The sequence below is a fragment of the Kordia sp. genome (assembly GCF_965283645.1).
Lineage (GTDB): Bacteria > Bacteroidota > Bacteroidia > Flavobacteriales > Flavobacteriaceae > Kordia.
The window spans coordinates 13,407-33,859 of the sequence record NZ_CBDIPG010000002.1 but is presented as its reverse complement, the minus strand read 5'-3'; the positions used below and the strand labels follow the sequence as shown (position 1 = coordinate 33,859).

The window sequence follows — 20,453 nt, the reverse complement described above, 5'->3', positions numbered from 1 at the left end:
ATTAGTTGTTCAAGTAATCTAGACTCAATTGAATAAATGCTTTTACACCGAGTTTCATTCCGCTTTCATCAATATAAAAATCGGGTGTATGATGTGAGGTTGCTTCCTTTCCGACAGGTTTTCCACCTAAAAAGAAATACAATCCAGGGATTTCTTTTTGAAAGAATGAAAAATCTTCTGCGCCAGTAATTGCTCTAATTTCATTTACATTAGAATTTCCAGCGGCTTTTTGTAATGAAGGTAGCATTTGTGCTGTTAATGTAGGATCGTTATATGTAATTGGATATCCTTTTTCAATTTTAATAGTTGCTTCGGCTCTGTATGCTTTTGCAATAGCAGGAACCATTTCTTTCATTCGTTTGTTGATAAACGCTTGCATGTCATAATCTAATGTACGAATTGTTCCAACGAGTGTTGCTTTTTCAGGAATAATATTGCTTCGAACACCGCTTGTAAATTTTCCAATTGTAATGACTGCGCCTTCTTTGGTTAATTCTGATTCTCTACTAATAATGGTTTGTAAACCATCAATAATTTTCACACTTGCCATAATAGGATCAATACTTGTCCAAGGTCGTGAACCATGACTTTGCTTACCATTAACGGTAATTTCAAAGCTTTGTGAAGCTGCCATAATTCCGCCAGGCTTATAGTTTATTGTTCCTACATCTTGTCCGGCACTTATATGTAAACCAAAAATTGCATCTACATCCGGATTTTTTAAAACACCTTCTTTTACCATCATTTCTGCACCGCCTTCTTCACCTTTTGGTGCGCCTTCTTCTGCAGGTTGAAAGATAAACTTTATAGTTCCTCTAATTTTGTCTTTATGTTTTGAAAAAATAGTTGCAACGCCTAGTAATATGGAAATGTGTGTATCGTGTCCGCAAGCGTGCATGACACCAGTTTCTACATCATTAAAAGTGGTTCTTACTTTAGATTTAAAAGGAATATCGGTACGTTCTGTAACTGGAAGTGCATCAATATCTGCACGTAACGCAATTACTTTTCCAGGAAGATCGCCTTTTAAAATTCCAACAACGCCAGTATGAGCAACACCCGTTTGTACTTCTAAACCTAACGATTTTAGATGTTTGGCTATTTTTTCAGCAGTTTTAAATTCTCTGTTAGACAATTCTGGATTTTCATGAAAATCACGCCTCCATTCAATCAACTTTGCTTCAATAGCGTCAATATCTTTTTCAAATCCTTCTTGTGCATTTGCAAAACAGAAAGAAAGTAAAAAGATAACAAGTAACAATTTTTTCATAATAGTGTGGATTGGATTGTTGTAAACATTGTAATATTTACTCAATTTCAAAGATATTCAATTTTTTTGTTTGTGAAGTAGTAATTTTAAGTATCATCTATGATTGTTGGAATTAAATGTATTGAATCATTTAAAAATATAGTCAATCAAATTAAAAAAAGCTTCCAGTTTCCTGAAAGCTTTTACTATGAATAGATATAAAGATTTACATATCTTGATTTCTTGGGCAATCATCTGTATAACATGCATCACATACTGTATTGAATAAAGATTCTCCTCTTTGTGCGCGTCCTCCCATAATTTGAATGTTAGAAATAGCAATTTTGTTTAAAGTTAAACTTTTTAAAGTTTGTTTTTTCATGATTTTGAATTTTAAGTTAATTTTTAAAATTATAAAATATCATGTTATTCATGGTACGGTAAAGCCGTATATATTAACCTTTGAGTATAGGTTTTGGAAATAACGCTTCATAAGTATTTAAAACCTTATAAGCATTTTCGCAAATTCCTTGTGTTGGATGATGGTTTACAGATTTATTCCAACGCAAACAAATAATATCTTTATACACATCTTGAAAAGGAATATCTGTAGTTGCATAGTATTTATAGTACAAGTACAAAGCAGTTATAGTTACAGATCGACTTCCACCATCATGGCAATGAATAACTAAGTTACCTTGCGCATAGAAATTAGTCATTCCAGCTTCTTTTTGTTGTGTTGGTGTTGGGAAATTTAGGAGTTGTTCAGCTTCTAAAACTGCGGCAACTAAGGTTGTAACATCATTTTCGTTTCCATCAACCAAACCAACTTTATCTAATTGATTTAGGTAATAATTTTCATTGGAAGCCAGCTCAAAAGGTAATGCCGTTCTTTTGTCTATAGTTGGATCAGAAAATGGAATTTGCAAATCTTTGACATCATTTTCATCATACGCAACATTTAAAACTGCCGCAATTTGATTGTCAATAATTGCTTGTTCATTTAACAAATAGCCAGCACCAACAAATATAAATTGTTCCGTTAATCCGGCAGGAATATTCGCTTTCGGAACTTGAAAAATACAGGTCATAGCTTGGTTAGGAAAGTTTCCAGCTGGACTTATAGGTTGTGAGCCAAAAAGATCTCGCGGATCGATAGTTTGTAATTCTTGACAAAATGTTTTTGTTAACGGATCAACAATAGTATTGTCCGTATCTCCGTATAATAATAATTGCGGAATTTGATCTAATGTATAGCTTTTATCTGCATTGAGTGTTAGTTTCCAAACCAAATCAAAACAATCGCCAGGCCATTTTGTTGTGGGAACTTTTAACGCTCCAAATTTATTAGCAATAGCCTCAATATCGGTATGTTGCCAAGCAATAGCAATGGTTGTATCTGTATATTTGTCGTCTCCAAAAATATGTGTAATCATTTCTGGATATTGATATTTTAAATAAGAATCATGTACTTTTTTACCCAAACGGTCCGCTAAAGGAGTAATGGTTTCTCTTGGGCGCTCACTATGACTTTTATGTCCAACACCAGCCGCAAAGATATGATCAATTGTACCAAAAGTATCAGGCATATAGTAGGCGAGTGCCGCCGCACGTTCATATCCTTTAGTAGATAAGTTTTCATTGGTAATATCAGCAGGTTTTTCTGCATGTCTAAGTAGTAAGATTTCTTTTGGATGTCCCATGTAATTATTTTTTTCTAAAATTAGCAAAATATTCTAAAATTGCATCAACGTAGTTTCACGTAATTTTTTGTTTCAATATTAAGGGAAACACTGCAACATTACGTGAAAAAATGAATTATTTTTGTTGCTAAATAAGGAATCATGAAGAAATATGTGTCAGTTATAGTTGTAACCTTATTATTAACTTATGTAAATGCACAAAATGCGAGCAATGACAACGGATTTACAGATTATTATCCAATTGCGGTAAAAACTACTTTTAGTTATCTATCGAACATGAATTCGAGAGAAACTATTTTGTTTGATGCAAAACCCGTTGTGTATTATAGTATTTATAATAATATGCGCCGAATTATGCAAGAAGGAACAAAACGGCGAAGTGATGCTGTGTATCTTACGTTTCAACCACATATTCGGATGTATGCAGAAAATTCAAAACCTATAAAAACACCTTCGTACCGCATTTTATTTGGTTGGCAACAATTATACAAAACAGATACTAATAATTTTTTTGCTTGGGCAATTGAATCCGGACATTACTCAAACGGACAATCAGGTTGTTCGTTTTTAACTGGAGAAGATGATGAAACCATGCCGTGTACAGCGCTTCATACAACTATAACAGATGATAGTAATTTATCAGAATTATTAAATAGACAAAACGGAAACTTTTCAACCAATACGACAAGATTATCGTTCAATTTTAGATTCAATAATTTAAATCAATTTGATAAACCTTACAAAGTACATTCGTTTACCGCTTCTTGGGAATTGTATCATAATAAATTTGTTGGGTTGTTTAATTTTGGCGGTTATACAGACTTTGATATCAATATTTATGGTCGAAATCGTTTTGGGTTAGGATATGAATTCATTCATGTTTGGAAGCCTAAATTACGGTATGCTTTTGAGCAAAAATTTGAAGTGATACAAGGTGCACATCCGTTTGTAGAACCGTTGCGAAGCGAAACCACATTTACACTATATCCTTTTGATCGTGATATTGGAATTTTTGCAAGTTACATCTATGGACATGATAATTACAACTATCGCTTTGTCGATTCGGGCAATCAAATTTCTATTGGTGTAAGTTGGGATTGGTTTACACCTTTTCAAATCAAAAGAGCAGAAAAAATTAGAGAAAATTCTAATTAGTAGCAGTTCAGTTTTCAGTTGATAGTATAAAATGCAATCATTTTTTTTTAAACAACAAACTATTGAGTAGTTTTTTTATATCTGATTTTCAATTACTTATAAAATAAGAAGTCCAGAAAAAGGTTCATTTCTATATATTTAGCAACTCTGAAATATCACTAAAAATTATAAAATGGAACAGTCACATAAGATTTGAGGTGATTGGCTTATTATTAAAAAATTAGATTTTATTCTTCTAATTTTACAATTAATCGTATTATTGCAATAGACTAATAAAAGATACCATATGGGATTAGCTAAAACAGAAATGTTTACAGATAAACAAAATCAAATAGCTCTTTTTGCTAAAGTATTTGGACATCCAGCAAGAGTTGCAATACTACAGCATCTATTCAAAATAAATACTTGTGTCTGTGGAGAGTTGGTAAAAGAAATTGGTTTAGCACAACCCACAATTTCTCAGCATTTAAAGGAACTGAAATACTTAGGACTCATCAAGGGAACAGTTGAAGGTACAAGTGTTTGTTATTGTATACATATTGAAAAATGGAAAGAAATGAGAGAAATTATGCAACAATTTATAGGTCAAGATTTACAGATAAATGAAGACTGTTGTTAAAAAAATTTGCAAATATTAATTGTTTTATTGCGATTAACGAATGAAGTAACTTTAATATATATACTCATGAAAACAAAAACAACAATTCCAATCATCTTACTTTTTTTATGCTTTTTACAAGTAGTTCAATCACAAACACTAAAAAGTAACATTAAAAAGTCTATCGTAGAAATTGGCGACACTTTCGTTGATATTCCTACGGAACGTTTAAAGCAGTTAGATCAAATTGCTTTTATCATATTTAAAAACACGAAAAAAAATGCTAAAGTAGCTGTGCTTTTCATTGACGGGAAGAATGAAAAAATTAGTCAACTAGCTATGGTTTGGTTGCAAACGGGTTCGTTATTTTATGGTCATAGTGATCTTTTACATATTGAATCTGCGGGTATTGCTCCAACATATGATTCTTTTCCAAAACTTTCCATATTGGAAGATTTTGGTTTTAGCTTAAAAAATATACGTAGAAGTAACACAAAGGCATGTAAAATTGATTATGGTTCAGGAAATTGGACTGTAAATTCAAAATCTTTAGAATCTTTAAACTCTGGCAGGAATCACCATGTATTGATATATCTTGAAAAAGTAAAACCTGCAACATCTACAGATAAAAGAATTGAATTGGTTTTCTTGGATACAAGCACTATAGCAAGAGAAATGTTATATGTATCGACTCGAATAAACAACTTATTACAAAAAAAATAACTTTTCAATACTCAAAAAAAATACAATGACAACAATCCACACGGTATTTCCTGAAATTGAGCAAACAATCAATGAACTAAACCCTTCAAGTATTGTAGAAGAACGTAAAAAGGTTTTACAATCACTAATCGAATTTATACAATCAAAGGTTTCAATAGGCGAGAAAACTCGAATAAATTTTATTTGTACTCACAATTCACGAAGAAGTCATTTATCTCAAGTATGGGCACAGACAATGGCATCTTATTTTACTATTCCAATGGTATTTTGTTATTCGGGTGGAACGAAGCAACAGCACTCTTTCCAATGGTTGCAGAAGTATTGAAAAATACAGGTTTTCAAATTGAAACAATTTCAAAAAGCACAAACTCAATTTATGCTATTAAATATACAGCGAATGAGCACCCAATTATAGTTTTTTCAAAAAAAATAGATGATGAATTTAATCCAAAATCAGAATTCGCTGCTGTGATGACTTGTTCACAAGCTGATGGTGGCTGTCCTTTCATTAAAGGTGCAGAAAAACGTATTCCAATAACTTATGAAGATCCAAAAGTTTTTGATGACACAGCATTACAAGCAGCAAAATATAACGAACGAAGTTTACAAATTGCAACTGAAATGCATTATGTTTTCTCGCAAATAAATTCATAAAAAATGGCATCCAAAAAAGGTTTCTTATCAGAAGCCACCAAAAAAGTGTATAACTTTCAAAAAGAACAGTTGTAATAGCGAGTTGAGTGTTTTATTTTTGGAACAATTATGCAGCAAGACATTCATCACTATATAAATCAGCTAAATGACGCGCAACGAGCGCCAACACTTCACAAAGATGGAGCGTTAATGGTCATAGCTGGTGCAGGTTCAGGAAAAACAAGAGTACTTACGTATCGAATTGCGTATTTAATGAGTCAAGGAATAGACGCGTTTAATATACTATCGCTAACATTTACCAACAAAGCAGCACGTGAAATGAAAAAGCGTATTGCAGATATTGTGGGTGGAAGCGAAGCAAAAAATTTATGGATGGGAACTTTTCATTCCATTTTTGCAAAAATTCTTCGTTTTGAAGCGGATAAACTCGGATATCCAAGCAATTTTACAATTTATGATACGCAAGATTCTGAACGTCTAATTCGTTCCATAATCAAGGAAATGCAACTTGATAAAGACATTTATAAATACAAGCAAGTTAGATCGCGTATTTCTTCGTTTAAAAACAGTTTAATTACTGTGAGAGCGTATTATAACGATGCTGAATTAGTGGAAGCGGATGCTATGGCGAAACGTCCAAGAATGGGCGAAATTTACAAAGAATATGTAGATCGTTGTTTTAAAGCTGGTGCAATGGATTTTGATGATTTGTTGTTGAGAACCAATGAGTTGTTAAATCGTTTTCCAGATGTATTGGCAAAATATCAAGATCGTTTCCGTTATATATTGGTAGATGAGTACCAAGATACAAACCATTCACAATACCTGATTGTAAAAGCATTAGCCGATCGTTTTCAGAACATTTGTGTAGTTGGAGACGATTCACAAAGTATTTATGCGTTTCGTGGTGCAAACATCAACAATATCTTAAATTTCCAAAAAGATTATGAAAATGTTGAAATGTATCGATTGGAACAAAATTATCGTTCAACAAAAAATATCGTTGAAGCGGCAAATTCTGTCATCGAACATAACAAAACACGATTGGATAAAGTTGTTTGGACAGCAAATGATGAAGGAGGAAAAATAAAGGTAAACAGAAGTGTAACAGATAGTGAAGAAGGACGATTTGTAGCAGGTTCAATTTTTGAAACCAAAATGCGCGAACAATTGCACAACGGTGAATTTGCCATATTATATCGTACCAACGCACAATCGAGAGCCATGGAAGACGCGTTGCGAAAGCGTGACATTCCGTATCGTATTTACGGAGGTTTGTCATTCTATCAACGTAAAGAAGTAAAAGATGTTTTGGCGTATTTACGACTTATTGTGAATCCGAAAGATGAAGAAAGTTTAAAGCGTGTTATTAATTATCCTGCACGTGGAATTGGTCAAACTACAATTGACAAACTCGTTGTTGCCGCCAAGCATTACGGACGATCTATGTTTGAAGTGATGGAAAATATTTCTAAAATCGATCTGAAAATAAATTCTGGAACAAAAACAAAATTAGAAAACTTTGTGATGATGATTCGAAGTTTTCAAATTATGAATGAAGGTTCGAATGCTTTCGAATTAACTGCACATATTACTAAAAAAACGGGATTAGTTCAAGAACTCAAGAAAGATGGAACGCCTGAAGGAATTGCACGAATTGAAAATATTGAGGAATTACTCAATGGTATCAAAGATTTTGTGGAAGGACAAATTGAAGTCGCAGATGCGCGTGGTGCGTTGGCAGAATTTTTAGAAGATGTTGCACTGGCAACCGATTTGGACAATGATAAAGGTGATGATGATAGAGTTGCGTTAATGACAATTCACTTGGCAAAAGGATTGGAATTTCCATACGTGTACATTGTGGGAATGGAAGAAGATTTGTTTCCTTCTGGAATGAGTATGAGTTCGCGTAGTGAATTGGAAGAAGAACGCCGTTTGTTTTACGTAGCCTTGACGCGAGCCGAAAAACAAGCATACTTAACATATGCGCAAAGTAGGTATCGTTGGGGAAAATTAACGGATGCAGAACCAAGCAGATTTATTGAAGAAATTGACGAAAAATATTTAGACTACATTACGCCAATTGATAGTTACAGATTTAAACCATTGATTGATAATGATATTTTTGGCGAAGTAGATAAAAGTAAGTTGCGTTTACAGAAACCAAAATCGGGTCGACCGCCAGTTGTTGGAAGTCCTTCACCTGAGCAAATTAGAAAGTTGCGTAAGCTAAAACCACAAACTTCAGAAAGTGATTCACCAAGTCCAGGTTTATTTGACGGTGATTTAGCGTCAGGTACTAAAGTAGAACACACACGATTTGGTCGTGGAGAAATTTTACGAATAGAAGGTGTTGGTGGCGATAAAAAAGCAGAAATTAAATTTCAAGTTGGCGGAATCAAAAAGCTATTATTGCGTTTTGCAAAACTGAAAATTTTAAAATAAGACTCAAATAGCCGTTTCAAAATGTATTGAAACGGCTTTTTTAATTTTATTCTATAACTTTCTTTTTAGGATAAAGTCCGCCTAGAATTGTACTTGAGTTCTTGATTTCAAATTTCTTTAATTTTTCTAACATGATACATGATTTTAAAGTTAATAATAAAACCAAGGTAGTATAATCAGAAAGGAAAAAATAATGAACCAACCCATGATTCCGTGAATTATTTGAAACTTAGGAGTGGCAGGAATTATAAGAAGTTGAAAGTGTTAGTGTAAATTGAATTTATGAGGATTAAACATTCAACAATTTATCATTTTGAAGTCAACTCTTTAATTATCTTTTCAAAATACGGAAAGTAAATTCGTCCCCACATTGGTTTTTTATCAAAAAAGAAAACTTCTTTTGTGTTGCTATCAATCACAACAGGAATGGTAAAAGCGGCCCATTTTTTACCAGATTGTAGCTTTTTACAATAGGTTTTGGCTTCTTCCGTAATGGTATCCGAAATCAAAATACTAATCACACCTACACCAGATTGTAAACCTCTTGGCCAACCATTATACGCATATTTGGTATATGTAAATGACGATTTTAAATGCTCTTCAATAAACTTTTTAGTAATTGGCGTATTTCCACAATCAGAAGCAACAAAAAAGGTATTCAATTGTGTTGCCATCCAACTCCATCTAAATTGTTTGTCATATCCAATAACAGACGGCATATCTTCTATAATAACTGAATCGTCATGTAAAATTGACTTTGTTTGTAGTTTTTCTTTAATTGAAATTAGATTCATAATTGATTTGTTTTAAGAGGTTTATCCAATTTTCCAACGAATAAATAAGTACATTAAAAGTATATTTAGTGGCAACAACCACAAAACCCATTTCGTATTATTATTTCCAAAAACAGTTCCCGAAATAAAACTATCTACTTTGGTATATAATTTTGCGCTTGCAACGGAATTATTTCCAGAGTTGATATCTTCTTGCAAATCAACTAACATGCCTACAAAAGGCACTTTTTTCAATACCATAATCATTCCTTTGCGAATAAATCGTGGCACTTTTTGATATTTTTGATGTACCATTTTACTGAAATTTAATGCTTTCTTCAAGTCAGATTGTTTTACATCTTTTTTTCCAGTAAATAGCTTTTCAACATTACCAATGACTAAGTCACTAATTTTCTGAAATAGGGAAGTGCTATTCTCATAAATCACACGCATTGTGTCAATGACAACGTATTGATATGTTCGGTAACCTGCATAAATGGTAAATCCAATTCCTGCCAAAAAAATAACAACAAGCATAAACGATTTTCCAAAGCCGAAACCACTCACAACCATTCTGTTTATGGCATAAATAACCATACACAGATTTGCAATTAAGAATAGAAAAACGATAGAAAAAAAGCGTCTAACACCTTTTACACCATGTTTTCCACCTTGTAAAATAAGTTTATAAGGTTTGTCTAAAATTTGCAGAAGTTTGTTGTTATTTTCAACATTTTCTTCCGAGTTTGTATAATCGAAACTAAATTCTTTTTCTTCTCCGTTGTTAACTTGATATGTTCCTTCTACGGTGTACTTTTTCTCCATAAAATTGTTATGTGTAAGATTATAAAATAATTAAAATGAGAGGAATTCATGAATGCGAATATACTTTATTCTTTTAAAAGTGTACCTAAAAACTCAACCATTTCCTTAAATTCACCTTCTTTAAATCCTGTAGAAGCATAGACTATTTTTCCATCTTTTATAATATAATTTCTTGGAATATATTTTGTTGCGAAGTTGTTGTAAATTGCTTTTGAAACATCTGGAAACATTGGAAAAGTAACATTAAAATCTTTTTTAAATTTTTGCACTTTCGCCAAATCGTCTCCACGACCAAACGCAAGCATTACAAAGTTTTTATTGTCTTTATAGTGTTGCCAAACGTCTTTTTCTAAATGTGGCATTTCTAGTTTACATGGTGGACACCAATTTGCAAAAAAGTTGATAAAAATTACTTTTCCTTTATAATCGGATACTGTTACTTTTTTATTGTTTTCGATGGTAAGTACAACATTAGAAACATCTTGCCCTTTTTTTGCAACATCTCCATCTTGACTGTATCCAATTAAAATAAAGAAACTAAAAACGATTGTAAGTGTTAATTTTAAATGCATGATAAAGTTTGTTTTAATGTGTTAACAAGATATAAATAATTAAACAAAAATGATTTTATTTAAAGTCGGTTAAGTACAATAAATAACGCAGTATTATCCTTTTCCGCTAAAAACACCTCTGGAAATGTTTACATTTATGAATATCTTAATTTAAGGATATAAGTGCGTGAACTAAAAGTGCCTTTTCTTTTGTGAAGCCTATGCTGAACTTGTTTAAGTATCTTTTGGGCAAGCAAAGAAAACGAAAATAAAATATAGAAAAATAGCGTTTTAGGTAAAAAATGTTAAATGAAAAGCAATGGTTTAATCTAATTCAATTACCTTGATTTTATATTATTTACGAGTTTACAAAAGCTTCCAATCGGTCAAAAGCACTTCCCCAACCATTATAAACGCCCATTTTTTCTTGCTGACGGCAATATTCCTCTGTTTCATGGACACAATGGAATGTAAAGTTTGTTTTATCGCCATCTGCTTTTAAAAGCACATGAATTTCAACATTTTCAGTCATCGGTTTAAAGTCTGCCGTAAATACTATTTTTTCTTGCGGAATGATTTCTATATATGTTCCTTCTGAGATAAATTCGCCTCCATTTGGCATAGGCATACTAAATTTCCACTTTCCACCAACGGTAAAATTGTGTTCAACAATATCAAGCTTTGCGCCATTTGGTGCCCACCAAGAAGCAATATGTTCTGGTTGTGTCCACGCTTCCCAAACCAGTGAAAGTGGAGCATTAAAAGTTCTTTCTATAGTAATGGTACGATTTTCTAGATTACTCATGTTTTTTGTTTTTAGATTGTAATTGATGTAAATAGTTTTCGAAATTATCAAGTTTATCTTCCCATAACTGTTTGTATTGATCAATCCACAAAAATGCAGGAATCAATTTTTTGGGCTGAATTGTACAAAATCGTTCTCTTCCTTGTTTCTCAATGGAGATAATATCACATTCTTTCAAAATCTTTAAATGCTTTGAAATTGCAGGACGACTTACGTCAAATTTTTCTGCGACAGCATTAATAGTTAACGACTCAACTGCTAACATTTCAATGATATCTCTGCGAACAGGATCGGCAATAGCCTGAAAAACATCTCTTCTCATAATTTATGTAACTAATCGGTTACAAATATAAGTGTAACTATTCGGTTACGCAAATATTTTCTATAAGTATGGAGATAAGAGTATTGAGTAGTAAGATTTTGGAAACATATCTAAATCAAATTAACGAATGTGTAATTACAATATAATCAGATAGTTATATGTTTTACCGAACCATGCAAACAGAATTGATATTACCTTTGTAATCGTATTCTTTGACAGGATTTGAAGGATCGAGCATCCATTTGTTGTCTACGATAAATTTGTATTGATGCTTTCCGCTAGAAAGTAAGATGGTAAATTTCCAACCGTAATCAGTTTTTATCATTTCAAAACCATCTTCAGACCAATCGTTGAAAGTTCCAGAAAGTAATACTTTTTCAGCATTTTTATATCCATGAAGTTTGAAGGTGTAATACGCTTTGACTTCAACGAGTGAATTGAATTCGCCAAATTCGTTTCGTTTCTTGTTCGGATTGGCTTCATCACGCATCCACATGCCGTCAATTATGAATTTATATTCATAGATTCCTGGTCGTAATTGAAGTGTAATGTACCAACCATCAGCTACTTTTTTCATCTGAAATAAATCTTCATTCCATTTATTAAATGTACCAGCTATAATCACTTTTTCGGCATTTTCATGACCTTCTAGGTAGAAAGAAGTATTTCCATCTTCCGAAACAAAAGCTGAGTACATTTTCAGATTGTATACATGTAACTCTTTTCCGTATTTGTCTTTCGCGGAAGCTATATTTGCAATATTTTTTTCTGGTTCAGCCCAATAATTCTCATTGATAACAAATTTAAATTCCCATGAAAATTCATCACCAAAATCAGCTACTTTTTTACGGAATTCATACCTGTTTTCATCCAATTGCGTCATTATCCATTTGTCTTTTGCCCAATTGTTAAATTGACCAGAAACCGCCACATTTTTAATAATTAAATCTGAATTATGAATGGAAGTACGTTCTTGACTTTCGCCATGTGTGACTTCAAAATAATCGCGTTTATCAAATGTAAAAACCACTTCATCACCATCCATGCGATACCCTTTTGTCGTTTTATGTTGTGCAAATACAGTCGCAGTCACGCAAAATAGTATGATAAAAATGATATGTTGTATGCTATTTTTCAAGGTCTAAATATAGGTGATTTAATGAAATATAGTTTTTGTTTTTGATAATTGATGATCGTACGCTTGTATTTTAAAAATTCGTAACCTAAAACGCCGTCAACAGAAGTTCCATACGCTTCTCGCATTTTACGTAAATTTGTAACAATTGTATACATTGGTCCAACTCCTTGTGTTTCGCTCATTCGGAAATTATACAATTTTCCTGCCAAAACCTTAATTTTTCTATTTCCAGCTCCAACTAACGACAATGTACGCATCGGACGAAATTTTTCCAAGATATTTTTGTGACTATTTTTATTGAGCTGATTGAATTCTGCACCTGTATCTAAGGCAAATCGCACTTTTTGTTTATTAATCGTTCCCGAAACGACAATTGTATGTTTTTTCAATTCAAAATCTAAACTATCAGAAATGGTTTCTGCGTAGACTTTATCATCGTATTTATTTCCGTGTTTATCAACTTTGGAAAGTGTAATTTGATTCAGATATAAATCGACAAAAACCTCGTAATCTTTCAAAATATTATATCCAATAATACCTAATAAATGCATTTTTTTACTTTTTTCGATATGTGACAAATCAATGACGTCCGACTTTTTATTTTTTAGACTGAATGTAGATAGAATAAACTCGCTCAACTTTCGTTCATACGGTTGGTCAATAATTCGTGTAATGCCAGTCGTTTGTGTTTTTTTCTTCGTAAGTCGTTGTCCTTTAGGGAAATGATTTTTGTTTAAGATTAACGTTTCTGAACCTGTATCAATGATAAAATCACCTTTTTGATTCAAAAATTCAGCTTCTACAACAATAAGCTGATCTACAATTTTAAATGGAATTCGCGCTGTATACTGGTTTAAAAACTCTGCTTCTGGAAACAGAATTTCGACCGAAGTGTCGTCTTCCGTAGCTTGCAAATTTGCAAAGCACCAAAAGAGTACAATGGTGGTTAATATTAATTTTTTCATGGTTTTTGATTGATGATGATACTATATAGACGATCATTTTCAGAATTTGTTGCAGTTTACCATAGATTTATTCTCAAAATAAAGAACAATTTGTGAGATGCTGAATCAAGTTCAGCATGACGAAATAGAAATGTTTTTAGTTACAGAATAATATTCTTTTAATTATTCAATCTTTAAATCATTGATTTTTTTACCTAATGATGCTCCGCAACAAACGTTTTAAATCGATTCCACGTATCAGTAGCATTTGGTCCAACCCAGCCATGTGCTTCATTTGGATAAAAAGTAAAACTATGTGTTACACCTAAAACAGACAATTTATCACTCAAGTCCATTCCTTGTGAATTCGGAATCAACGGATCTTGTCCACCATAAAATAAAATAGTTGGCGGCGCGTCGGCAGTTACTTTGTGTAAAGGACTAAAGCTTTCTAAAAATGGAATTACCAAATCAATTCCCAATAAATTTATATACGCTTGAATTGTAGGATCGGCATTATCCAAATATGCTTGATCAGCCAAATTGGTAGGTCCAACAATACTTGCCACCATATTTACGTCACCTTGTGTATCGTAATCATAACTCCAAAGCATGGATAAATGCGCGCCAGCACTCGTCCCTAAAAAACCGTAATCTTCCGAAATAATATATTCTTCGTTTCGTGCTTTTAAATCATTAATAATTGCTGTAATATCTTCCAATTGCATTGGAAAAGGAGAAGTTGTATTATTTGCCAAACGGTAATTTACATTCACAACTGCATACTCAGGCAAGTCAGTTTGCATTAATTCTATAAACGTTGACATATCCGATTTATCACCCGATGTCCAACCACCACCATGCACAAAAATCATCACTTTGGTGGTAAGTGTCCTATTTTGAGGTAAATAAATATCATATACTTGATTGCTATCGGCACCATACGAAACATTTAGCATCGTTTTTGCTTCTACTGTTGTTTCATCTGTTGGTGATGAAGAAAGAATTGTGTCATTATCTTCCGAGCAGGCATAAGTTAGCAAGATAAAAAGACTTAAAATACCGACGTAAAATGATTTTCTCATAAGATTGGTTTTCATACTAATGTGAACGCAATATCTTAAAAAAAAGTATACAGAAGTCTTAATTTTGACTTAAAAGTTTAACACTACTTTTTTTATGAAAATCACTTAAAATCAATATTTTAAAATATTTTAAATTTGTACTTTTATGCAACATCATACAGTTTCAAGAAGGATTGTATATAATTACTAAAAATCAATTACTTTTGTGTGACAAAGTTGTAACAATAATATGGCTCAATTTATAAAACTATATAATGAAAATCCGAATCCGAAGGAAATCAAAAAGGTGCTAGATGTACTTCGAAATGGCGGATTGGTTATTTATCCTACCGATACGGTTTATGGATTGGGTTGCGATATCACAAATACCAAAGCATTAGAGCGAATTGCACGTATAAAAGGAATTAAACTTGAAAAAGCGAATTTTTCGTTTATCTGCAACGATTTAAGCCATATTAGCGATTATATTCGTCAAATTGATACGGCAACGTATAAGATTCTCAAAAAAGCATTGCCAGGTCCGTATACGTTTATCTTGCCAGGAAATAACAATCTTCCAAAAGCATTTAAAAAACGAAAAACGGTCGGAATTCGTGTACCTGATAACAACATTGCACGTACGATTGTGCAAGAATTAGGGAATCCGATAGTGTCAACGTCTATCTATGATGAAGATGATATTGTAGAATATACAACCGATCCAGAGTTGATTTTAGAAAAGTGGGATAATTTGGTCGATATTGTGATTGATGGTGGTTATGGCGACAATGTTGCATCCACAATCATTGATTTATCTGGCCATGAGCCTGAAATTATTAGAGAAGGAAAAGGTGATATTGATGTCATTCTGTAAAAAAACAAAATAAATAGTGAAGAAAAAAAGCAGTAAAACAGCAGTTATAATTATAATTTTGGCTGTGATCATAGGAATAGGTTCAGTATTTATATATCCAAAAGCGTCCATGTATTTTTATGGAAAGAAAACATCTGCAATTACTAAAACTACAGATTTTTATGTGAAAACAGATGCTGTATTTTCAGCAGTTATCAAAGATTTAAATGCTAAAGGAATTATTGAGGATACTGAAAAATTTAGCAAATATGCCACTTTTAGAAACTTAAAACAAAGTACATTAGAAGCTGGAAGATACACGTTTCCGAAAAATGTTGCGTATAGTAAAATAGTAGAAGATTTACGCCAAGGAAATGGTGAAAAAGAAATACAAATCACGTTTAACAACGCACGAACGAAGAAAGAAGTTGCTGAAAAAATAGCTATGAATGTTGAATTATCTGCGGATGAAATTTTAAAAAGAATCACAGATGCTACATACACAAGCAAATTTGGATTTACACCAGTAACGATCAATACGATGTTTATTCCGAATACATACAATGCGTATTGGGATATTTCTGCGGATGATTTACTTGCGAAACTTGCCAAAGAATACAAACGATTTTGGACGCCAGAGCGCAAAGCAAAAGCAAAAGCATTAAACATGTCACAAACGGAAGTTTCTACATTGGCTTCGATTGTAGTGTGTGAAACCATAAAAATGGACGAAGCGCCAAAAATTGCAGGTGTCTATGTAAATCGCCTCAGAAGAGGAATTCCACTAGATGCCGATCCGACATTAAAGTGGGTTTTGGGTGATTTTGAAATTAAACGAATTTTAAACAAAGATAAAGAGCTCGATTCTCCGTATAACACCTATAAAAACAGAGGTTTACCGCCAGGGCCAATTTATATTCCATCTGAACAATACATTGATGCAGTATTGAATTATGAAAAGCATGAATATATATTTTTCTGCGCGAAAGAAGATTTTTCAGGTTATTCCAACTTTGCTAAAACCAACAGGCAACATGAAATCAATGCGCGTAAATATCACAAAGCATTAAACGAACGAAACATTTATCGCTAATGTCAACATACAATCGTAGAGATTTTTCAAAATTAATTGTACTCGGAGGAATTGGATACACAATTTGGTCATGTGCAGATGATAAAAAACAGCAAAATGGAGAAACTTCAGTAGAAGATACGACTCCAAAAATGCCTGAGTTACTTCCCGAAAATATAAAAATCTACGAAAAAGCAGATGCTGAATATCAAGAACTAGCCATCCGATTTAACAAACGAATTCAGCAAGCACCAACATTTATAGCACAATGTTTCACTACAGAAGGTGTTGTAGCCGCAATGCAATTTGCGATCTTCAAACAACTAAAAGTTGTAGTAAAAAGTGGTGGCCACAGTTTTGAAGGGTTTTCAAGTACAAATACTGGTTTAGTGATTGATGTTTCTGCAATGAAAAACATTCAATGGAATGAAGATCATAGCATCACAATTGGAACAGGTTGTATACTCAAAGAATTGTATGACGAACTTTTACCAAAACAACGCATTTTACCTTCAGGTTCGTGTGCAACTGTCGGAATTGGAGGTTTAACCTTAGGTGGCGGATATGGTTTTTTTAGTCGTAAATATGGTTTAACCTGCGATAGTTTAGAAGCCATTACTTTGGTTGATGGAAACGGAAACATTCATGAAGAAACAGGGAAATCAGCAATTTTAAAAGCTTGTAAAGGCGGCGGAAACGGAAATTTTGGTGTGATAACGAAGATGAGATTCAGAACCTATCAAGCTCCAAAATACTTTCAAGCATTTCGATGTAAATCGTATAAACTAGATACAGTTCGTGCTAAAAAACTACTAAAAACATGGTTTGAATTGGCAGGAAATCTACCAAAATCAAGCTTTTCAGCATTTGTATTAAATGGTAAAACCTTAACCATTCTCATCACAAACTACGACGATAGAGCAGTAGCGGATGTTTTAAAAGTGTATACTGCACTAAAAAAGATATCTAACAAAGGAACTATCGGAAACAAACGCGCATTGCCAAAAGCTTTAAAAACGTTTTATGGCGTGCAACATCCGTTGTATTTTAAAAATGCTTGCGCAGGATTGTACAAAGATTTTTCAGAAATTGAAGGTTGTATTGATGCTGTCATCGAAAAAGTAATTACAACTAGAGGTTTAATTTATCAAGTAAATACGGTTGGTGGAAATGTAAATTCTGAGTCGTTAGAAAAACGTTCGGTATTTCCACACAGAAGTTTGCCGTTTTGGTCAGAATTGCAATCCTATTGGGAAAAACCAACGCAAGAAGCCCAATTGTTGACTGCGTTTCAAGAAATTCAACAACGTTTCTACGATCACGGAATCAGAGCGCATTATAGAAACTATCCAGATATCAATTTCAAAGATTTTGAAACGTCATACTATGGAAAATACCTTCCTGAACTTCAAAAAATAAAACAACAGCTTGATCCTGATAATCGAATTCAACATCCGCAAAGTATAAAAGTGTAGACTTATTAGATTATTGGACTTTTTGACAGCGAATTCTAGACTTCTTGGTTTTTAAATTTATTGTTTTTCTTCTTTTCGCCAAAATTTAAATTTCTCATTTAATAAAGTTACAGCTCGTTTGCCACCTTTTTCTATTCCTTGTACAGCCAGTTTTATAATAGCTCCATCTTTAGGTTTGTAAACCATTAGAAAAGCAGATCTAGCATACTGCGTTCCACATCTTTTATCTCCTCCAGCTTTTTCCCCAGCTTTTAAAGCCAACATTAAGCGCGCTGCCAATGATTTATCTCTATTTTCATCAAATGCTTTGTATGCTTTTGAAATTACTTGACTATCAGTAAGAATATTGCCCATAACAGCGAAGTCATTACTTAATTGTGCTCCATTCCAATCCTTGATCTCAGAACCAGAATATACTAGAGGTTTAGACTTTGAATCCAAAACAATCAAACCGTATTGTTGTCTTTCTGGAGTAAACTTTTTATTTTTCATTGCACTAAGTATTTCTTTTAATGGAATGTCTTTTTTCATTAATTCAACACCTTTCATTCGGGCAAAATAATCGCTTCCAGCCTGAACTACGATGGCTCCTTTTCCAGGTACGATTGACGCAATGCCCGATACATCGAAAGTACAGGATGCACCAACAATGCCAATTTCACCTGTTTTACGATCTACGGCAATTATTGACCAAGTAGCATAGCAGTGTGTAGAAAAAATAGTTAAGAATAAAATCAGTAAGGAGGTAGTTTTTTTGTTCATGATTGAATTGATTTAATATTAGAAATATATTGTAAAGACGAATCATATTTGCGGATGTTGCACTTTCTTAAAATTAACTATTAAAAACAATTGCCATCAACATGTGTTATAGTAGCGGTTGATATTTTATTTCAGAGCGGACATTATAAACAAAAAGAGCGCTCCATAATGGAAGCGCTCTTTTAAATTAATACCTAAAATTTATATCTTATTTTCCTTCTGCGGAAAGTGTTTTCATTTCTTTTTCGATCATGTCATAAAACTGATCAATTTTTGGTAATACAACAATACGTGTACGTCTGTTTATAGCTCTGTTAGCCGCTGTATCGTTGTCAACTAAAGGAACATATGAACTTCTTCCAGCTGCAATTAACTGTTGCGGATTTACACCCAATTCTTGTAACACACGAATAATTGATGTTGATCTTTTTACACTCAAATCCCAGTTATCAATCAACACACCTTTACTATAAGGTACGTTATCTGTGTGACCTTCTACCATACATTCAAAATCTGGCTTGCTGTTTACAACTTTCGCAACTTTTGCTAAAACTTCTTGCGCTCTAGTTGTTACGTTGTAGCTACCACTTTTAAATAATAATTTGTCTGCAATAGAGATAAAAACAACACCTTTTTCAACGTTGATTTCAATATCCGGATCGTCAATTCCAACTGCTTTTTTCAAACTAGAAACAATTGCCAACGTTACACTATCCTTTTTGTTTAAAGCGTCTTGTAAACGTGTAATTTTCAAATCTTTTTCTTTCATGCTTTCTAATGACTTTTCAAGGTTTTCAGCACCTTTAGTCGTCAAAACAGTCATATCTCTAGTGTTTTGAATCAAACTTTGATTATTTTCCTTCAAATCACTATTAGCTTTTCTCAAATCTACAACTTGCTCTTTTAACGCTTCTGCGCGTGCAGAGGAAGAGGCTTTTTCTTCTAAACATGAGTTTAGTTTTACGGTTGCAGAATTTAGTAAATCTTTGGTTTCTTTGTGTCTTGCTTCCAATTCGGCAAATTCTTTTTTAGAAACACAAGATGATAGCAAAATTGATACAGTTGCTGTCAATAAGAGAATCTTCTTCATAAATCTTATTTTTATAATTAAAACGGTTTTTTCGAAAATTAAGTTCAAAAATATTAAAAATGCTATTGAATTAACAAGGATTAACAAACTTTTAAACCAATTAACTTAATAGATTTGAGATAACGTACCAAACGTAGCTTTATTGTTTGGCAACATTAGTCAAAATTCATGAATTATTGGAAGTGTTATTTTGATTAGAATTCATTTTTGTGTTCATTTGGTATCGATATCCGTATGTATTTGAAAATT

Annotated in this window: 20 protein-coding genes and 1 pseudogene; 8 read left to right on the top strand and 13 right to left on the bottom strand. The window is 32.8% G+C overall.

Going from position 1 to position 20,453, the window contains the following annotated elements; translation table 11 throughout:
* Position 1: 1 nt before the first annotated feature.
* From ACQ654_RS24765 to ACQ654_RS24755, 3 genes are all read right to left on the bottom strand, one after another.
* Complete coding sequence (locus tag ACQ654_RS24765; protein ID WP_430413086.1) at positions 2 to 1,270, bottom strand: amidohydrolase; 1,269 nt, start codon at positions 1,268 to 1,270, stop codon at positions 2 to 4.
* Between the two features lie 205 nt (positions 1,271 to 1,475).
* The gene (locus ACQ654_RS24760) at positions 1,476 to 1,631 is read right to left on the bottom strand and encodes a hypothetical protein (protein WP_430413085.1); all 156 of its coding nucleotides are present in this window, start codon (positions 1,629 to 1,631) and stop codon (positions 1,476 to 1,478) included.
* Positions 1,632 to 1,704: 73 nt separating this feature from the next.
* Positions 1,705 to 2,952 carry a hypothetical protein gene (locus ACQ654_RS24755; protein ID WP_430413084.1) on the bottom strand — a complete coding sequence of 416 codons (1,248 nt, stop codon included), beginning with the start codon at positions 2,950 to 2,952 and terminating at the stop codon, positions 1,705 to 1,707.
* A 141-nt stretch (positions 2,953 to 3,093) separates the two neighbouring features.
* Between ACQ654_RS24755 and ACQ654_RS24750 the strand changes: the two genes are divergently transcribed.
* From ACQ654_RS24750 to ACQ654_RS24730, 5 genes and pseudogenes are all read left to right on the top strand, one after another.
* The gene (locus tag ACQ654_RS24750; protein WP_430413083.1) at positions 3,094 to 4,107 is read left to right on the top strand and encodes a hypothetical protein; all 1,014 of its coding nucleotides are present in this window, start codon (positions 3,094 to 3,096) and stop codon (positions 4,105 to 4,107) included.
* 286 nt (positions 4,108 to 4,393) lie between these two features.
* Positions 4,394 to 4,726 (top strand): ArsR/SmtB family transcription factor, encoded by a 333-nt coding sequence (locus ACQ654_RS24745; protein ID WP_430413082.1) that lies wholly within the window; start codon positions 4,394 to 4,396, stop codon positions 4,724 to 4,726.
* Positions 4,727 to 4,792: 66 nt separating this feature from the next.
* A complete protein-coding gene (locus ACQ654_RS24740; protein WP_430413081.1) occupies positions 4,793 to 5,428 on the top strand; it encodes a hypothetical protein in 636 nt (211 codons plus the stop codon).
* 25 nt (positions 5,429 to 5,453) lie between these two features.
* Positions 5,454 to 6,082: pseudogene (locus tag ACQ654_RS24735) on the top strand (low molecular weight phosphatase family protein).
* 108 nt (positions 6,083 to 6,190) lie between these two features.
* Positions 6,191 to 8,530, top strand: a complete 2,340-nt coding sequence (locus ACQ654_RS24730; protein WP_430413080.1) for an ATP-dependent helicase — start codon at positions 6,191 to 6,193, stop codon at positions 8,528 to 8,530.
* A 308-nt stretch (positions 8,531 to 8,838) separates the two neighbouring features.
* On the opposite strand, the gene ACQ654_RS24725 is transcribed toward ACQ654_RS24730, so the two are convergent.
* The 8 genes from ACQ654_RS24725 to ACQ654_RS24690 all read right to left on the bottom strand — a co-directional run bounded on the left by ACQ654_RS24725 (position 8,839) and on the right by ACQ654_RS24690 (position 14,973).
* On the bottom strand, positions 8,839 to 9,324 hold the full coding sequence (locus tag ACQ654_RS24725) for a hypothetical protein (RefSeq protein WP_430413079.1): 486 nt from the start codon (positions 9,322 to 9,324) through the stop codon (positions 8,839 to 8,841).
* A gap of 21 nt (positions 9,325 to 9,345) precedes the next feature.
* On the bottom strand, positions 9,346 to 10,128 hold the full coding sequence (locus tag ACQ654_RS24720; protein WP_430413078.1) for a hypothetical protein: 783 nt from the start codon (positions 10,126 to 10,128) through the stop codon (positions 9,346 to 9,348).
* A gap of 65 nt (positions 10,129 to 10,193) precedes the next feature.
* Positions 10,194 to 10,700, bottom strand: a complete 507-nt coding sequence (locus ACQ654_RS24715; protein ID WP_430413077.1) for a TlpA family protein disulfide reductase — start codon at positions 10,698 to 10,700, stop codon at positions 10,194 to 10,196.
* A 337-nt stretch (positions 10,701 to 11,037) separates the two neighbouring features.
* The gene (locus ACQ654_RS24710) at positions 11,038 to 11,484 is read right to left on the bottom strand and encodes an SRPBCC family protein (RefSeq protein WP_430413076.1); all 447 of its coding nucleotides are present in this window, start codon (positions 11,482 to 11,484) and stop codon (positions 11,038 to 11,040) included.
* Positions 11,477 to 11,806, bottom strand: coding sequence for an ArsR/SmtB family transcription factor (locus ACQ654_RS24705; protein WP_430413075.1), 330 nt, complete (start codon positions 11,804 to 11,806; stop codon positions 11,477 to 11,479). The genes ACQ654_RS24710 and ACQ654_RS24705 overlap by 8 nt, the downstream gene beginning before the upstream one ends.
* 163 nt (positions 11,807 to 11,969) lie before the next feature.
* On the bottom strand, positions 11,970 to 12,944 hold the full coding sequence (locus ACQ654_RS24700; RefSeq protein WP_430413074.1) for a glycogen-binding domain-containing protein: 975 nt from the start codon (positions 12,942 to 12,944) through the stop codon (positions 11,970 to 11,972).
* On the bottom strand, positions 12,941 to 13,909 hold the full coding sequence (locus tag ACQ654_RS24695) for a hypothetical protein (RefSeq protein WP_430413073.1): 969 nt from the start codon (positions 13,907 to 13,909) through the stop codon (positions 12,941 to 12,943). The genes ACQ654_RS24700 and ACQ654_RS24695 overlap by 4 nt, the downstream gene beginning before the upstream one ends.
* Before the next feature lie 194 nt (positions 13,910 to 14,103).
* Positions 14,104 to 14,973, bottom strand: a complete 870-nt coding sequence (locus ACQ654_RS24690) for an alpha/beta hydrolase fold domain-containing protein (protein ID WP_430413072.1) — start codon at positions 14,971 to 14,973, stop codon at positions 14,104 to 14,106.
* Between the two features lie 229 nt (positions 14,974 to 15,202).
* On the opposite strand from ACQ654_RS24690, the gene ACQ654_RS24685 reads away from it, so the two are divergent.
* Genes ACQ654_RS24685 through ACQ654_RS24675 form a run of 3 tightly spaced genes read left to right on the top strand, consistent with a single transcriptional unit; the run spans position 15,203 to position 18,352 of the window.
* Positions 15,203 to 15,826, top strand: coding sequence for an L-threonylcarbamoyladenylate synthase (locus ACQ654_RS24685; RefSeq protein ID WP_430413071.1), 624 nt, complete (start codon positions 15,203 to 15,205; stop codon positions 15,824 to 15,826).
* Between the two features lie 16 nt (positions 15,827 to 15,842).
* Positions 15,843 to 16,898 carry an endolytic transglycosylase MltG gene (gene mltG, locus ACQ654_RS24680; protein ID WP_430413070.1) on the top strand — a complete coding sequence of 352 codons (1,056 nt, stop codon included), beginning with the start codon at positions 15,843 to 15,845 and terminating at the stop codon, positions 16,896 to 16,898.
* Positions 16,898 to 18,352 carry an FAD-dependent oxidoreductase gene (locus ACQ654_RS24675; protein WP_430413069.1) on the top strand — a complete coding sequence of 485 codons (1,455 nt, stop codon included), beginning with the start codon at positions 16,898 to 16,900 and terminating at the stop codon, positions 18,350 to 18,352. The genes mltG and ACQ654_RS24675 overlap by 1 nt, the downstream gene beginning before the upstream one ends.
* Before the next feature lie 57 nt (positions 18,353 to 18,409).
* On the opposite strand, the gene ACQ654_RS24670 is transcribed toward ACQ654_RS24675, so the two are convergent.
* Both ACQ654_RS24670 and ACQ654_RS24665 read right to left on the bottom strand, forming a co-directional pair.
* Complete coding sequence (locus ACQ654_RS24670) at positions 18,410 to 19,114, bottom strand: DUF1028 domain-containing protein (protein WP_430413068.1); 705 nt, start codon at positions 19,112 to 19,114, stop codon at positions 18,410 to 18,412.
* A 208-nt stretch (positions 19,115 to 19,322) separates the two neighbouring features.
* Positions 19,323 to 20,204 carry an OmpA/MotB family protein gene (locus ACQ654_RS24665; RefSeq protein WP_430413067.1) on the bottom strand — a complete coding sequence of 294 codons (882 nt, stop codon included), beginning with the start codon at positions 20,202 to 20,204 and terminating at the stop codon, positions 19,323 to 19,325.
* Positions 20,205 to 20,453 lie beyond the last annotated feature (249 nt).

Coding starts and splice junctions, on each gene's coding strand:
- ACQ654_RS24765 (WP_430413086.1), bottom strand. CDS start 1,270: ATGAAAAAATTGTTACTTGTTATCTTTTTACTTTCTTTCTGTTTTGCA.
- ACQ654_RS24760 (WP_430413085.1), bottom strand. CDS start 1,631: ATGAAAAAACAAACTTTAAAAAGTTTAACTTTAAACAAAATTGCTATT.
- ACQ654_RS24755 (WP_430413084.1), bottom strand. CDS start 2,952: ATGGGACATCCAAAAGAAATCTTACTACTTAGACATGCAGAAAAACCT.
- ACQ654_RS24750 (WP_430413083.1), top strand. CDS start 3,094: ATGAAGAAATATGTGTCAGTTATAGTTGTAACCTTATTATTAACTTAT.
- ACQ654_RS24745 (WP_430413082.1), top strand. CDS start 4,394: ATGGGATTAGCTAAAACAGAAATGTTTACAGATAAACAAAATCAAATA.
- ACQ654_RS24740 (WP_430413081.1), top strand. CDS start 4,793: ATGAAAACAAAAACAACAATTCCAATCATCTTACTTTTTTTATGCTTT.
- ACQ654_RS24730 (WP_430413080.1), top strand. CDS start 6,191: ATGCAGCAAGACATTCATCACTATATAAATCAGCTAAATGACGCGCAA.
- ACQ654_RS24725 (WP_430413079.1), bottom strand. CDS start 9,324: ATGAATCTAATTTCAATTAAAGAAAAACTACAAACAAAGTCAATTTTA.
- ACQ654_RS24720 (WP_430413078.1), bottom strand. CDS start 10,128: ATGGAGAAAAAGTACACCGTAGAAGGAACATATCAAGTTAACAACGGA.
- ACQ654_RS24715 (WP_430413077.1), bottom strand. CDS start 10,700: ATGCATTTAAAATTAACACTTACAATCGTTTTTAGTTTCTTTATTTTA.
- ACQ654_RS24710 (WP_430413076.1), bottom strand. CDS start 11,484: ATGAGTAATCTAGAAAATCGTACCATTACTATAGAAAGAACTTTTAAT.
- ACQ654_RS24705 (WP_430413075.1), bottom strand. CDS start 11,806: ATGAGAAGAGATGTTTTTCAGGCTATTGCCGATCCTGTTCGCAGAGAT.
- ACQ654_RS24695 (WP_430413073.1), bottom strand. CDS start 13,909: ATGAAAAAATTAATATTAACCACCATTGTACTCTTTTGGTGCTTTGCA.
- ACQ654_RS24690 (WP_430413072.1), bottom strand. CDS start 14,973: ATGAGAAAATCATTTTACGTCGGTATTTTAAGTCTTTTTATCTTGCTA.
- ACQ654_RS24685 (WP_430413071.1), top strand. CDS start 15,203: ATGGCTCAATTTATAAAACTATATAATGAAAATCCGAATCCGAAGGAA.
- ACQ654_RS24675 (WP_430413069.1), top strand. CDS start 16,898: ATGTCAACATACAATCGTAGAGATTTTTCAAAATTAATTGTACTCGGA.
- ACQ654_RS24670 (WP_430413068.1), bottom strand. CDS start 19,114: ATGAACAAAAAAACTACCTCCTTACTGATTTTATTCTTAACTATTTTT.
- ACQ654_RS24665 (WP_430413067.1), bottom strand. CDS start 20,204: ATGAAGAAGATTCTCTTATTGACAGCAACTGTATCAATTTTGCTATCA.